This window comes from Paraburkholderia sp. D1E (assembly GCF_052682275.1).
Window position 1 is genome coordinate 366,833 of the sequence record NZ_JBQYMB010000001.1, and the last position, 14,039, is coordinate 380,871.

A 14,039-nucleotide genomic window follows, 5' to 3' on the forward strand; every position below is an offset into this window, starting at 1 on the left:
TAGCGCGCGACTTCCGGCCCCGGTCGGCATCGTGCAAATGCAGCCGGCTTTCCCGAAGGGTATTGGGGGTAGGGTGGGAGCAGTAAGGAAAAAGACCAGAGGACCCACGTTCTTCGCCGGTCGTCTGTGGCGTGGCCAGTTGGCGCCACAGACGATGATCGGCGCGGGCATTTTCGTCGCGCTCGTCATGGTCGCGTTGTGCGTGACAGTACTGTACGAGGGACGTCTCGACGCGATGGACCGCGCTCGTGAGACGTCGCGCAACCTGGCGCTGATCGCCGAGCGTGACATTGAGCGGAATTTCGAGCTCTACGCACTGTCCCTGCAGGCCGTCGTCGACGGCATGAATGATCCTGCCGTGCTGACCCTACCACCGCATCTGCGCCGTCAGGTGCTGTTCGATCGGGCCGCGACCGCAAAGTATCTCGGGTCGATGCTGGTGCTGGACGCATCGGGCAACATCGTTGTTGATTCCGTCGGCGACGTGCCACGCCACGGGAACTTCTCGGATCGCAGGTATTTCACCATCCAGCGGGACAATCCGAATGCGGGCCTCTACATCAGCGACCCGTTCAGGTCACGGTTACGGGGCGGCTCGCCCAGTGTTGCCCTGAGCCGGCGCCTTTCGCATCCGGACGGATCATTCGCTGGCATCGTACTGATCGCGATCAACCTCGAGTATTTCCGCCAGCTCTTCGCCGGCTTGTCACTCGGGCCGCACGGCGCAGTGTCCCTGATCGGCCGGGACGGCATCATGCTCATGCGTCAGCCATACGACCTGCGCACGATTGGCCGCGATATCAGCAAGGCCAGCACGTTCCGGCATTTCAGGGCGACACCGGAAGGCAGTTTTTCTGACACTGCCTCGATTGACGGGGTGCGCCGACTGTACTTCTTCAGGAATTTCCCCGATCTTCCGATGATCATCATGGTGGCCGAGGCCGAGCAGGATATATATGCGGCCTGGCGACGACGCGCGATGACGATCGGTTCACTGATGGTCGCGTTCAGTCTCTGTTTCGTCGCGTTGTCGTTCACGCTGGGCGCGCAGTTGCGGCGCCGGATGCGTGCCGAATCGGAACTGAGTCTGCTCGCGAGAACCGACGGCCTGACCGGCCTCAACAACCGCCGTACGCTGGGAGAGATTCTCGATCAGGAATGGCGCCGGTCCCGACGTACGCGCAGCATGTTTTCGCTACTATTCGTCGATATCGACCGGTTCAAGGCCTACAACGACACCTATGGACACCTGGCGGGCGACGATGCGCTCGCCGCAGTGGCACGCTGCATCGGGGATAACATCCGGCGGCCCACAGACAGTGCGGCTCGCTTCGGTGGGGAGGAGTTCGTCGTGGTGCTGCCGGACACTCCGCTCGCGGGCGCCGCGCAGATAGCCGAACAGATCCGCGAGGCTATCAGCGAACTGGCCATTGAACATGCAGGCAGCGAATACGGACGCGTGACCGCTAGCATCGGCATGGCCAGCTGGGCGCCGGAACAGGACGACGATGTAACCGCAGTGATCAAGGCTGCTGATGAAGCGCTATACAATGCCAAGGCCACCGGACGGAACAGGGTTTCGCCGTTCTCCCCTGCGTGAGCAGGCTTCGGCTGGCACCTGCGAGCACCCAATCCAATTATCGCTGTAGGGATCCCTCAAGATTGGGAGGTTCGCGCACAGCAACCGTCGCGGAATATACGGGGTTCGAATGTTGCTGATCGACCCGAGGTACGCACTGCTCGCCCGTTCGGCGAGAGTGTCGATATTTACCCAGAACCGCCTCCACCGAAGCCAGTCATTCTGACTGAACCACTGGGGCAAGCCTGCGGCATTCCCGAAGAGCTCGACCATCACAGTCCTCACATAGAAGTTGTCCTAGGGAGTTTGACGGAATTCGGCGCTATCCTGAAGGCGGTGGCATCAGATTGCGTATGAATGTGGGAGAGGTAGATGGAGCACGCGTATTTCCACATGTTGCATCTGCTCGCTGGGCATCCAATGTGGACGCTTACGGTGATCTTCCTGGCCGCGTTCCTCGAAGCCGTCGCCGTTATAGGTACCATCATCCCCGGTAGCACGGCGATTTTTGTGGCCGGCGCGCTTGTAGGAACCGGAACCCTGGATCTTGGATGGGTGCTTGCATGCACAATTACCGGCGCGGTAGCGGGTGATGGCGTCAGCTACTGGCTTGGTCACCGTTACAAGACCAGAATCTCCTCCTTGCCGCTTTTTCGGACTCACCCGCAGTTGCTCGACGCGGGGCACGTGTTTTTTGCCAGACATGGCGCCAAGAGTGTTGTGCTTGCAAGGTTCATCGGGCCGGTGCGCGCGATTGTCCCCGTGGTCGCGGGAATGGTGGGGATGACGCCGGCGCGTTTCTATGGGATGAACGTCCTTTCGGCGTTACTCTGGGCGCCCGCTTACATCCTGTTGGGCATCATGTTCGGTGCGTCGGTTCAACTGGCGAGTGCAGTATCCTTCCGTCTTGTTGTCACAATCACGCTCGCGGTCTCAATTGTGTGGCTGAGCTTTCGTGGTGCTCGCTTTCTTCTGGCGCATATCAACCGTTGGGGTAGTGCAATGCGCTACGGCCTTCTGAATTGGGCACGTGCTCACACGGCACTGTCAGGCCGCTTCGTCGTGCGAGCCTTGGACCCCGAGCGTCCGGTCGCCGGCTTTATGGTGGTGACATCAGTTGTGGTTCTTTCCTCCGCCTGGGTTTTCTTCGGCGTTCTCGACGAGGTCATTCACGGCAATCCGAAGGTGGGGATTGACGTGTCGGTCTATCACTTTCTCCAGTCAATGCGTACGTCCTGGGGCGATATCATTCTGTTGGGTCTCGCAACGCTGGGGAGCATTGCCACGCTGGGGGCGCTCGCTGTAACAGTGGCGCTCTGGATGATATGGGAGCGCCGTTGGCGCACTCTGGCCTACTGGCTTGGTGCCGTTGCTTTTTCGCAGCTATTGATATTTGCCATTCATCTGGCGATTCGCCGAACTCCGCCAGGCTCGCCGCAGTCCGACGTACATGTGTTTCCGAGTACTCATGTTGCTGCCGCAGTGATCATTTACGGTTTTCTCGCGTTTCTGCTGACGCGCCGGGTGAGTTCATTGGCAGGTGTTTTCGTTGCCACAGTAAGTGCCGTTGTTGTCCTCTTCATTGCGCTGGCGGGGCTTTACTTCGGCCAGTTCTGGTTTTCCGATGCAATCGGCGGCGCTGCGCTTGCGGTAGTATGGGTTTCTGTAGTAGCACTGACTGCCGTGTGGCGGCACCCCAGGGTGCCGCCATCGCGAAGACTCATGCCGGCCCTCATGCTTGGGGTTGTGTGTGTAAGCGTTGCGCTGCAGCTCGACTTTGCCCCGGCGATACCGAGGTCGGGCGGCACGCGGATCCAAACGCTCTTGCTGACGACAGAGTCACAATGGAAGGATTCGCTATCGAAGAAGTTGCCGTGCTATCGCGCAGACATGTCAGGGGACAGGAGAGAGCCAATGACCTTTCAGTGGTCCGCACGCGAAGGCGATATACGAAGCGGACTTCGAAGCAGAACCTGGATCGAAGGCATCGCGGTTTCTGCGCGCAGCCTGCTTTCAGTCGTCTCGCCGGAAGCAGCGGCGATTACGCTTCCGGTACTGCCGAAACTGAACGATGGGGTACCGTCGCCGCTAGTTTTCATTCGTCCAGGCAACGCGCGCGACGAACGTGATGTCCTGCGCTTCTGGCCGAGTGGCTACGCTTTGCGGGATGAGCGCGGCGCTGCGCCCGTACCCATCTGGGTGGGCTCTCTTGACCATGAGCGCCTGGATCGCCAGTCGTGGCCATTTAACATCCTCCGTGCCGAGAGTACGGCGGCGCCCAAGCTGGATGCTGGAGACGAGTGGCCGGAAAGCCGTGGGGTAGAGGTACTGGCGAGACTGGACTGTCGCGGAATTCCGGTGTTGCTCCTCATTTCACGAGCGAACTGAATGTGAGATGGGACGCAACGTTGGTAGGGATCCTTTGCTGGTGCGGCTTCAACAAGTTGAGTCCTCGTTCCCATTCCGGTTTGACGTAACGACATACGAGAGGGCCGGCTATATCGTCTGCTCACGATCTCCAGACGCGCCATCACGTGTCATGAATGCCGGGCTGGCCATTAGTTTGAAGCAACCCGTATCCCCTACGTTGATCTCAGGTTTACCCACATCTATGCAGGGACAGCGCTTGTAAACAGTTTGAGGCGGCGTTAACTTTTGAGGAACCGCCTCAGGAACTACACGTAATTGCCTTCGACCGACAATCAGGAAGACCAGGACGACTGCGCCGACATCGAATTCGGTGCGGCAAATCTGGGCGATGCCCGTCTGACGAGTCGACTCGTTGCGCTGGCACGCCGGCTTGCCAGCACACCAGACTGCTCGTTTCCGCGTTCAATGGACGCCGCTGAACTCAAGGCCGCCTATCGCTTCTTCGATAACGGGCAGGTCGATACCGATGGTGTGCTTGCACCCCACATAGACCAGACGCTCAGGCGCATGACCCAGGTACCCGTTGTGCTCGCCGTACAGGATACGACCGAATTCAACCTCACTCACCTGGGTGCCACCGAAGGGTTGGGCTACGGCACGGGCAACCAGTCGCGCGGCTTCATGTTGCACAGCCTGCTGGGCGTGACACCAGAGGGCCTGCCGTTGGGCGTACTGGGGATGAAGACGTGGGTGCGCCACGACGCAGATCTGGGCCGCAAGGACCTGCGCACAAAGCGCGACTTCCACGACAAGGAAAGCGTTAAATGGGTGGAAGGCCTGAACCATCTGGCAGCCCTGAAGGCACGATGTCCCGATCCACGATACGCGCATGGTCGGCGTAGGCGACCGGGAGAGTGACGTCTATGAAGTGTTCGTGGCCGAGCGGCCTGCTGGTGTGGACTGGCTCATTCGCGCGTCATGGGAGCGTCGCGCAGCACATCCCGAGCGCTATCTCTGGGATACGGTGACGGCGAGCGCACCCCTGGGCGAGATCGGGCTGGAGTTGCCGGGACACCGCAACATGGGCCGGCGCACAGCGCGTCTGACACTACGTTGCACGCAGGTCAGCCTGATTGCACCACCCAGGCCTTCGACCAAAGGCACTGGACGCGCCGCGCTCGGTCCAGTGGATGTATTTGCAATCCACGCACTTGAAACCGATCCGCCGGCGGGCGTTGGGCCTCTCGAATGGATGTTGCTCAGCTCGGTGCCCACACGGACGCTGGGCGACGCACTCGAACGACTCGAATGGTATGCGCGTCGCTGGACGATTGAGTCGTGGCATCGCGTGCTTAAAAGCGGGTGTCGCATTGAGGCTCGCCAGTTCGGTACCCTTGAACGGTTCGTACGCGCGACCGCGCTATTTGCGGTGATTAGCTGGCGCATCATGTACGCCACGTTGCTGGGTCGCGCCGACCCGGATCTATCGTGTGAAGTACTACTTCAGCCTGACGAATGGCGTGCGCTTTACTGCCGTGCGAACCGCACCTCAAAGCCACCAGTTGCAACGCCCTCGCTAGGCGAAGTCGTCCTGTGGATCGCCAAACTCGGCGGCTACCTGAACCGCAAGCATGATCACCCGCCCGGGCCTACCGTTATGTGGCGCGGATTTCTGGTGCTCCACGAAATCACCGAGATGTACCGCATCTTTAGTCAGGACGGGTGATGCTCATCACGAGATGTGGGTAATCCTGAGTACGTTGATAGGGGCGCAGGGCCGGCATCCAACAACCGCTGTCAGCGCGCGACCTGGCCGATCGTGCCGGGAACGCAGGTTGTTCATAGATGCTGTTGCCGTTGCCGATGCGCATGCGGTGCCAATCGGTTCTCGCTTGCCCTCCATGTCAGGCTAGTTGTCGCCTCACCCGAACCGATTGATGTAAAGATGGGGGGGCGGACAGCGAATGGAAGATGAAACGCTATTCAGCGGAAACCCGGGAGTGGGTAATCCAGCAGATGATGCCGCCGTTCAATCGTGCGGTCATCGAGCTGGCGGGGGCGACGGGCATCACCACGGTGACGCTGCGGACCTGGCGGCAGCATGCAAGAGATACAGGGAAATTCATGCCGGGCAATGGCAAAACGGGCGATCAGTGGTCAAGCGCCGGGAAGTTCAGGGCGGTGCTGGAGACGGCGTCGCTCAACGAGATCGAGACCTCACAATACTGCCGCAGTAAAGGCATTTATCCGGAGCAGATCCGGCAGTGGCGCGAGGCGTGCGAGCAGGCCAACGCGGTGCCTGAAACGAAGCCCACGGCGGCCCGGCGCAACGAGGCGAAGGCTGCGCAAAAGCGCATCCGTGAACTGGAGCGCCAGCTCAAACGCGCTGACGCGGCCCGCGCGGAGGCGGCGGCCTTGCTGAATCTGCGAAAAAAAGCCGAAGCGATCTGGGGCAAGGAAGAGGAAGACTGATCAGCCGCCCGGATCGCGATGAAGCCATGCAGCTGATCGATGAAGCCGTACAGCAGGGGGCACGCCGTGCGCGTGCATGCGAGCAGTTGGGACTCAGCGTGCGCAGTGTCCAGCGCTGGCGCCTGTCGCCGCAGGACGGGCGCGCTCAGGTGAAGCGTGCAGCGCCGCCCAACAGGCTGAGTGAGGCAGAACGTCAGGCCGTGCTTGATGCGGCCAACCGTCCGGGCTACGCGAGTCTGACGCCGCACCAGATCGTGCCGAAGCTGGCGGATGAAGGGATTTATCTGGCTTGCGAATCGACGTTCTACCGGATCCTGAAGGCGGCGGGACAGGGCCAGCGCCGGGGCCGCGCGCGAGCCCCGCAACGACGCACGCTTACGACGCATTGTGCCGATGGTCCGAACCAGGTGTGGTGCTGGGATATCACGTGGATGCCGGGCACGGTCAGGGGCCGGTACTTTTACTGGTACATGATGAAGGACATCTACAGCCGCAAACTGGTGATGAACGAGGTGTGGGAGCAGGAGTCGGCTGAGCACGCGAGCGAGTTGCTGAACAAGGGATGTTTGCGTGAAGGTATCGCCGGGCGTCCGCTGGTGCTGCACTCGGATAACGGCAGTGCAATGAAAGGCGCCACGATGCGCGCGGCCATGATCGATCTGGGCGTGCAGCCTTCGTTCAGCCGGCCGCGTGTGAGCAACGACAACGCCTTTGCCGAGTCACTGTTCCGTACGGCCAAGTACTGCCCGTTATGGCCTGAGCAGCCGTTCGACACGCTGGAGGCGGCCCGCGCATGGGTGCAGCGCTTCGTGCAGTGGTACAACGAAGAGCACTGTCACAGCGGCCTGAAGTATGTCAGTCCGGGGCAACGGCATCGCGGCGAAGCCAACGATCTGCTGGCCCGCCGGTGTGCGCTGTACGAAGACGCGCGCAGGCAGAACCCCGCACGCTGGTCAGGTGCCATCCGCAACTGGCACCTGGCAGACTCGGTCTATCTGAACCCGGAGCGAACTCACGCGTCGGCCAAAATGTATAAGCACGCAGCGTAACGGTTCATGCGACAACTACCTTGACACACACCGCTTGCAGAGAAACCTGCAAAATCGACGGCGTCGAGCCCTACCGGTATCTCGTCGCGCTCTTCAAGACGTTATCAGCCACCAACGCGATCGATAGCGATGCCGCCTCGCTACTTTGGAATACCAGAGAGAGACAATTTCAGGGGGCTGGTTGCACTGGTCTGACGCCCACGCTCTATCGTCAAACGGGAAAAATTACCGAACATTACAAAGCATATTATTTGCCATTTCCAGTTGCTGTCGCCCTCGGATAACATTGGGCACCAATCGACCCCGGCGCTCCACCGCTCGACTTGCTGTCGCTAACCTGTTAAACGCTCGATGGTCCTGGTTCAAGCGTCGAAAGTCTCAAGCACGTCAGTGTCACGGAAACTCTCGCGGGAAGAGCCACCTTCGCATCTGTCATATCGAAGCAAATCGATGAAGCATAGTTCCCAACGGATGGACATCCGCCAGAATATCAAGGCAATCCCAAGCCATGTCGGCCAACGCGAGAGGGCTGATCTGCTGCGTCAGGAGCCGGTCACTATCTGGTTCACGGGGCTGTCGGCGTCCGGGAAGTCGACGCTCGCGTACGCGCTGGAGCGTGACTTGGTGACGTGCGGTCATCCGTGTTACGTGCTAGACGGTGACAATGTGAGGCACCGCTTGAATCGCGATCTCGGCTTTTCTGAAGAAGACCGGACCGAAAACATTCGCCGAGTTGCCGAGGTCGCGGCACTCATGAATGACGCGGGCCTGATCGTCATTACCGCGCTGATCTCGCCCAAACGTGCCGATCGTGAAATGGCTCGTGAGATCATCGGCTGCGACCGCTTTCTGGAGGTCTACCTGTCGACACCGCTGCACGAATGCGAAGGCCGGGACCCGAAAGGCCTGTACGCGAAAGCGCGCGACGGACGGATTCAGGCGTTCACTGGTGTTTCGGCTCCTTACGAGCCACCGCACGCTTCAGGACTCGTGCTCGATACCGCGCAAACCGGATTTGACGCGTGTCTGACGCGTGTGAAATCCCTTGTACTGCCGAAAGCGAGACATCGGGAAACGTTTTTGCACGGTCAGTCGGCGGGTCTTTGCAACCCGTAACATCCTCGCTTTACTCCGCTGCTTGATCGTCGTCGTTAGCTACCGCCGAGCAATTTTCCGACCCTATCGTCCCCCCGACGTCGGCGCTCATGTGCGTAGAGGTGAGCCGCGCAGGTGCTTGCTCACCTGGAATTCTTGCCGATCGGACGTTTGCTCTATCGCACACCCGTTTAAGTCTTGCGCAGGTGGCGTATAACAGATTTGCAGCGCGACAATTATCTGCGTCAGTACTGACCACGGTTGGCCCGAGCAATCTTTCGGCGCACCGCCCTGTACCGGGGGCGTGTCATTCCAGCAGTTGTCCGAATAGTCCGGTGGTCTCGTGTACTGCGGCCGGCCTCAGAATTTCCCGCATGGCTTCATGCGTGGTTCGTTTGCAACGGGTCGATTGTGAGCGGAAATTCAGATTGGCAACTTGCCGAATGGGCGCGCGCTGATGTGGTTTGAACTCGGAGCAACCGGGTGTCTCCCGTAGCGCAGCTAGTTGGTTCTCTGACAATCTGAGCACCATCTGGTTGTCGAAGACACCGGCGACCCTCGTTGTGCAAATAGACAAGCCCGGGCATCAAAACATCGAGCGTTCCTTGAAGTCGTCAGATAGACTGGCGACTGCTCGTAAGGAGGCAAACAGGTCGCTGTGATCCTGATTTGGCTTCTGTAGGGCATAAGCCGAATCAATTCCAGTAGCGCGATTGCCTGTGTCGCCAGGCATTCACGTCACGCGCCTTCAATGAACAGCGAACTTCCAACGTTCCAGTTGATTGGTGTGTCGCATGCAAGGCAGCCGATGGACGCGTAATCAAAGCCACTGACGGCCGATACCATATTTGAGGCTTGCTGCGTCCGACTTTTCCTTCGCGCGTGCCGGCGACGGTCAGTGTCAAATTGGTCCCCTCTCGTGACGTATACACGCTCTACTGGATGGGGCACACAGGGCGCTTGAGTTGGACTCCGCATTGGGCGAAAATGTCAGTCTGGTCACGTTGCAACTTGCCAGTGACTTTCAGGTGGGATTCGCAGCGCGCGAACTAGACAGGCTTGCGAGGTGCTCAAATGGCGGAACTCACAGGAGCCCTAATGGGCGTAGCGGCGCTGGCAATCTCCGTTTTTCTGCTTGCTGGCTTCCATTGGCGTGAACATGTCCGCGAGCGGGCTTTCCGTCGGCTGGGCCGTAGCGAGCGGTGGGACGCGTTTCTTCACAGGCGATGAGGTTTGAGCCACGGATAGAACCTGGTTCGACGCCATTCTCCCAGTTCAGACACGCCCCCTTGGTACAGCATACGTGTTGTTATACGCGCTCTCGAAAAGACAGTTGCAGCTTTGCTAGTGCCGCGAGCAAGTCGACATTTGCGCACCTGGCGTCATCTCACTTCGCCACAGTCTGGTTAAAGGCCCCAGATAATGTCTGCATTCTGCCGACGGGCCTCGCGCATCATATCGAGCAGCGGCCATGCCCGCCGTGCAAGTCCACCGCGATCATCGTCCACGTCATAATTGCGACCATTCGGCACATGATAGAGCGATTCGAGCGCGATTTCCGCGTGAGCTTCTTCGGTAATCGCTGCTTCAAGACGAACGATTGCGTGAGGCAATTCGTCATGCTGAATTACGCCGCGTGCACCGAGGTGCTTGCCGATGAGGGTCAGCAGATATTCAGCGAGGTTCCTGAGCATGACAACGTCTGGCGCGGCGGGCGATTGGAAAGTGACCAGCATGATGTAACCTCCTGTATGTGGTCCGGAGCGCTTCGGTGTGCACGAAAGCCGCTTTTGCGCCAAACCGAAGTGTGCCCGCGAAAGCTGGACGGAAGGCCATCAAATGCACCCGGTCGCTGTAGACCGATCTGCGATCGTCCCGGAATTGCCATGCGCGACGGCCAGATGGCGCCGGTGACGTATTACTGAGGGCCTTCCGGATGGCCGGCTACTGTGTGTCGGAGGCGGAACGTGGTGTTTCCACGGGCGCACGCAGTCTTCTAGATTCATGGTGGCGTGCTGCTTCGGGTTGCCCCTGGTCCAAGTCCAGTCATAAGAAGGCCCATCTATATTTTATGTCACATAATGACAGATTCAAGATGAACCTTTTGTAGCCAATGGCGTACCTGATTCGGGCGAGCCGGGCTTGCTGTCAAGATGCGGTGGTACGTCACCATATATCCGTTGAAAATTGCGGTTTCTGACAAAAAAATGATCGACACTTCGAATGCGACATATCCGCCTTTGAATACGCTCAAGTGCGTCGCCGAGAATCTCTGGATCGTCGACGGTCCAATTATCCGGTTTGGCATGCCCTGGCCAAAGATGCCGTTTCCAACCAGAATGACTGTCGTACGGCTGGCAGGTTCGCGTCTCCTCATTCATTCGCCGACACGCCTGACACCCGAACTGAGGGCCGAGATCGAGAGCGTCGACGAGCCGCGATGGATTGTCGGACCAAACCGCCTCCATTATTGGTCAATACCGGAATGGCGAGCTGCATTCCCTGAGGCATTTGTTTATCTGGCGCCGGGCATCAAGGAACAGGCGAGCGATCACATCAGGTTCCATGGCTTGCCGTTGGTTGGTACCGGTAGTTACGAATGGGATACAGAACTGGCGACGCTTCCGATTGTCGGCAGCTATTTGACCGAAGTCGAGTTTTTTCACTACTCGAGTCGAACGCTGATTCTGACCGACCTGATTGAGAATTTCGAGCCACGGAGGCTCGACTCATTCGCCATGCGTATGTTGACACGGCTTGGGGGTGTTCAGGACCCGGACGGACAGATGCCGCGCGACATGCGGCTGACGTTCGTAAAGCAACGGAATGAACTCAGGGTTGCGATTGAGAAAATGATCCAGTGGAATCCCGAGCGGGTCATTCTTGCACATGGCCGCTGGTACGAGAAAGACGGCGTGAACGAGTTGCGGCGTGCATTCCGCTGGTTGCTGGACTAGTGTTTCGTTCCGATTTGCCAGGCCGGGAGCGGATGCCAGCAGCAACGTATCCGCGATACGTCTGCTTGTAGACGGACATGGGCCATCTATGGGGGACGGTTGCGCTTCCGCGACTCATCATAGTGAGCGCGGCCTGCGTCCGGAACGTCCCAATTCTCAACGCTTGCACCCGCCAGCGCGCGCACCCTTGCCTCGTCGCTACCAAATTCCCTTGCCGGGCCCATGAAGACAACCCGCCCGTCATCGAGCACGCACGCGGTATCGGCGATATCGACGGCCGCCCTCACGTTCTGCTCGACGAGAAGCACGGACATACCTTCGCCGCGCATTCCGGCGATGACTTCGAAGACCTCCCGGACAATCAGCGGTGCGAGCCCTTGAGATGGTTCGTCGAGCAACAGAAGTTTGGGGTTGAGCATCAGGGCTCGTGCGATCGCGAGCATTTCCTGCTCACCGCCGGAGAGTTGTCTGCCCCTGCTGGAACGACGCTCTTTCAAGCGGGGAAACAGCGCGTAGACCCGTTCGATTGTCCATGATCCAGGGCGATCGAGTGGCACAAGGAGGTTCTCTTCAACGGTCAACCCGGAAAAGATGCGTCGTCCTTCCGGTACATATCCGACACCCAGTTCGGCGATCCGATAGGGTGGCCATGCGGTCGTGGCGTGATCGAAGATGCGCACAGCACCTTCCCGAGCTCGCGTCAGTCCCATCAGACTGCGCAGGGTCGTCGTCTTGCCGGCGCCATTGCGGCCAAGGAGAGTGACAATCTCCCCCTCACGTACCTGCAGCGACACCGCATGCAGGATGTGGCTTTTTCCGTAGTAAGTCTGTAGTCCTTCGGCATCCAGAACGTTCATACCGCTTTCCCCAGGTAGGCCGTCTGAACGTCCTCATTCGCGGCAATCTCGACAGGCGTACCTTCCGCGAGCACCCGTCCTTCGACAAGTACCATGATGCGTTGGGCCAATTGGAAAATTACCCGCATGTCGTGCTCGATTAGCACCATCGTGAGCGCCTGATCTTTGTGCAGGTTGTGTATCAGTTGCGTGATGTCGTAGGTTTCCTGATCACCCATTCCCGCGGTTGGCTCGTCAAGCAACAGCAGTCGCGGTCTGAGTGCGAGCGACATGATGATCTCTGTGGAGCGCTGGTCGCCCAGGGATAGTTCCCCCACGAGACGGTTTGCCTTGGCGCCAAGTCCGCCCATCGTGATCAGTTCGTCAACCCGATCATGAATTTTCACTGCGGCAGCACGCGAGAGCCACGGACTCAACCGGTAGCCGGATTCAATTTCGACGGGGATGCGTACATTGTCGTGGACCGAGAGTTCCGGAAATACCTCGGTTATCTGGAACGTGCGTGCCATACCCAGTGCCACCCGCCGATGGGGAGGAAGGCTGGTGATGTCATTTCCGTCGAACAGGATACGCCCTGACGTAGGGTGAAAGAATCCACTGATCAGGTTGAAGAAAGTTGTTTTCCCGGCGCCATTGGGGCCGATGACTGCCCTCAGTTCACCTGTCTGGACCTTCATCGATACGTCATTGACGGCGCGCAGGTTGCCGAAGTGACGCGTGACGCCTTCCACCGACAATAAGCTCATGGGTTGGCCTTTCTCCGTATCATGCCGAGCACGCCGCGCGGAAAGAACAGGACAACCAGTACGAACAGCAGACCGATAAACGACATCCAGTTCTCTGTCCGGCTGGAAATGTAGTCCTGCACGACCACAAAAATCGCTGCGCCAACCAGCGGACCCCACAGCGAGCGCATGCCCCCGAGGACCGACATGATGACGAACTCGCCAGATTGGTCCCAGCGCAGGCCATGCGGATCCGAGAAGTTGTTCAGCAATGCGTAGAGCGTGCCTGCCAGACTGACAAAGAAGCAGGAGATGACGAAGGACAGCCAGATATGTTGCTCAATGGGCACACCGAGAAAGCGAGCGCGTCGCTCGTTCTCCCGAATGGCCAGCAACGTGCGTCCAAACGGAGAACGCAGCAGGCCCGCCATAACGGCTACCGAGATCGCGAAACACGCCAGAACGAAGTAATAGAATGCCGTCCCGTTACTGAGGATATCGACCGTCCCAAGCCCCAGATTGATCGGCATGCGATGCCATCCCGAGAGCCCGTCGTCGCCCCCTGTCACTGAGTTCCACCTGAACGCAATGAAATAGAACACCTGCCCGAACGCAATCGTCGCCATGGCGAAGTAAACGCCACGTAGCCTGACAATCAGCGCACCAATAATGGCTGCCGCAATGGTGCCAACGGCTACCCCAACCAGTATCCCGACCGGTGTGCTCGGGACGAGGTATCTGATCGTCATCCCCACACCGTATGCGCCGAGGCCGAAGTAGGCCGCGTGACCGAACGACAGCACGCCTGTAAAGCCGAGCAGGAAATTGAGCGACATGGCCGCTAGCGCCATGACAAGCAGGCGCGTGCCCAACGCGGTATAGCCTCCGATCCAGTTGATCCAGAATGGCATGGTGAGCAGCGCTACCCAGATGAC

10 protein-coding genes and 1 pseudogene are annotated in these 14,039 nt (G+C 59.1%); 7 read left to right on the forward strand and 4 right to left on the reverse strand.

Features of this window, described 5'->3' with window-relative positions:
* The first annotated feature begins 154 nt into the window (after positions 1 to 154).
* The 6 genes and pseudogenes from ACUN0E_RS01795 to cysC all read left to right on the forward strand — a co-directional run bounded on the left by ACUN0E_RS01795 (position 155) and on the right by cysC (position 8,586).
* The gene (locus ACUN0E_RS01795) at positions 155 to 1,600 is read left to right on the forward strand and encodes a sensor domain-containing diguanylate cyclase (RefSeq protein ID WP_445565429.1); all 1,446 of its coding nucleotides are present in this window, start codon (positions 155 to 157) and stop codon (positions 1,598 to 1,600) included.
* Positions 1,601 to 1,951: 351 nt separating this feature from the next.
* Positions 1,952 to 3,967 carry a VTT domain-containing protein gene (locus tag ACUN0E_RS01800; RefSeq protein ID WP_445565430.1) on the forward strand — a complete coding sequence of 672 codons (2,016 nt, stop codon included), beginning with the start codon at positions 1,952 to 1,954 and terminating at the stop codon, positions 3,965 to 3,967.
* A 297-nt stretch (positions 3,968 to 4,264) separates the two neighbouring features.
* A complete protein-coding gene (locus ACUN0E_RS01805) occupies positions 4,265 to 4,867 on the forward strand; it encodes an IS4/Tn5 family transposase DNA-binding protein (RefSeq protein WP_445565431.1) in 603 nt (200 codons plus the stop codon).
* Complete coding sequence (locus ACUN0E_RS01810; RefSeq protein WP_445565432.1) at positions 4,839 to 5,675, forward strand: IS4 family transposase; 837 nt, start codon at positions 4,839 to 4,841, stop codon at positions 5,673 to 5,675. The genes ACUN0E_RS01805 and ACUN0E_RS01810 overlap by 29 nt, the downstream gene beginning before the upstream one ends.
* A gap of 245 nt (positions 5,676 to 5,920) precedes the next feature.
* Positions 5,921 to 7,470: pseudogene (locus ACUN0E_RS01815) on the forward strand (IS3 family transposase).
* 450 nt (positions 7,471 to 7,920) lie between these two features.
* Entirely contained in the window at positions 7,921 to 8,586 is a 666-nt protein-coding gene (gene cysC, locus ACUN0E_RS01820) for an adenylyl-sulfate kinase (RefSeq protein WP_445565433.1), read from the forward strand.
* 1,385 nt (positions 8,587 to 9,971) lie between these two features.
* Here cysC and ACUN0E_RS01825 read toward each other — a convergent pair.
* On the reverse strand, positions 9,972 to 10,301 hold the full coding sequence (locus ACUN0E_RS01825) for a DUF1840 domain-containing protein (protein ID WP_121113405.1): 330 nt from the start codon (positions 10,299 to 10,301) through the stop codon (positions 9,972 to 9,974).
* A 471-nt stretch (positions 10,302 to 10,772) separates the two neighbouring features.
* On the opposite strand from ACUN0E_RS01825, the gene ACUN0E_RS01830 reads away from it, so the two are divergent.
* Complete coding sequence (locus ACUN0E_RS01830; protein WP_445565434.1) at positions 10,773 to 11,522, forward strand: DUF4336 domain-containing protein; 750 nt, start codon at positions 10,773 to 10,775, stop codon at positions 11,520 to 11,522.
* A gap of 86 nt (positions 11,523 to 11,608) precedes the next feature.
* On the opposite strand, the gene ACUN0E_RS01835 is transcribed toward ACUN0E_RS01830, so the two are convergent.
* Genes ACUN0E_RS01835 through ACUN0E_RS01845 form a run of 3 tightly spaced genes read right to left on the reverse strand, consistent with a single transcriptional unit; the run spans position 11,609 to position 14,015 of the window.
* Positions 11,609 to 12,379: a branched-chain amino acid ABC transporter ATP-binding protein gene (locus tag ACUN0E_RS01835; protein ID WP_121113403.1), complete on the reverse strand. Its 771-nt coding sequence runs from the start codon at positions 12,377 to 12,379 to the stop codon at positions 11,609 to 11,611.
* Positions 12,376 to 13,125 (reverse strand): ABC transporter ATP-binding protein, encoded by a 750-nt coding sequence (locus tag ACUN0E_RS01840; RefSeq protein WP_121113401.1) that lies wholly within the window; start codon positions 13,123 to 13,125, stop codon positions 12,376 to 12,378. The genes ACUN0E_RS01835 and ACUN0E_RS01840 overlap by 4 nt, the downstream gene beginning before the upstream one ends.
* On the reverse strand, positions 13,122 to 14,015 hold the full coding sequence (locus tag ACUN0E_RS01845) for a branched-chain amino acid ABC transporter permease (protein WP_445570354.1): 894 nt from the start codon (positions 14,013 to 14,015) through the stop codon (positions 13,122 to 13,124). The genes ACUN0E_RS01840 and ACUN0E_RS01845 overlap by 4 nt, the downstream gene beginning before the upstream one ends.
* Positions 14,016 to 14,039: the final 24 nt, after the last annotated feature.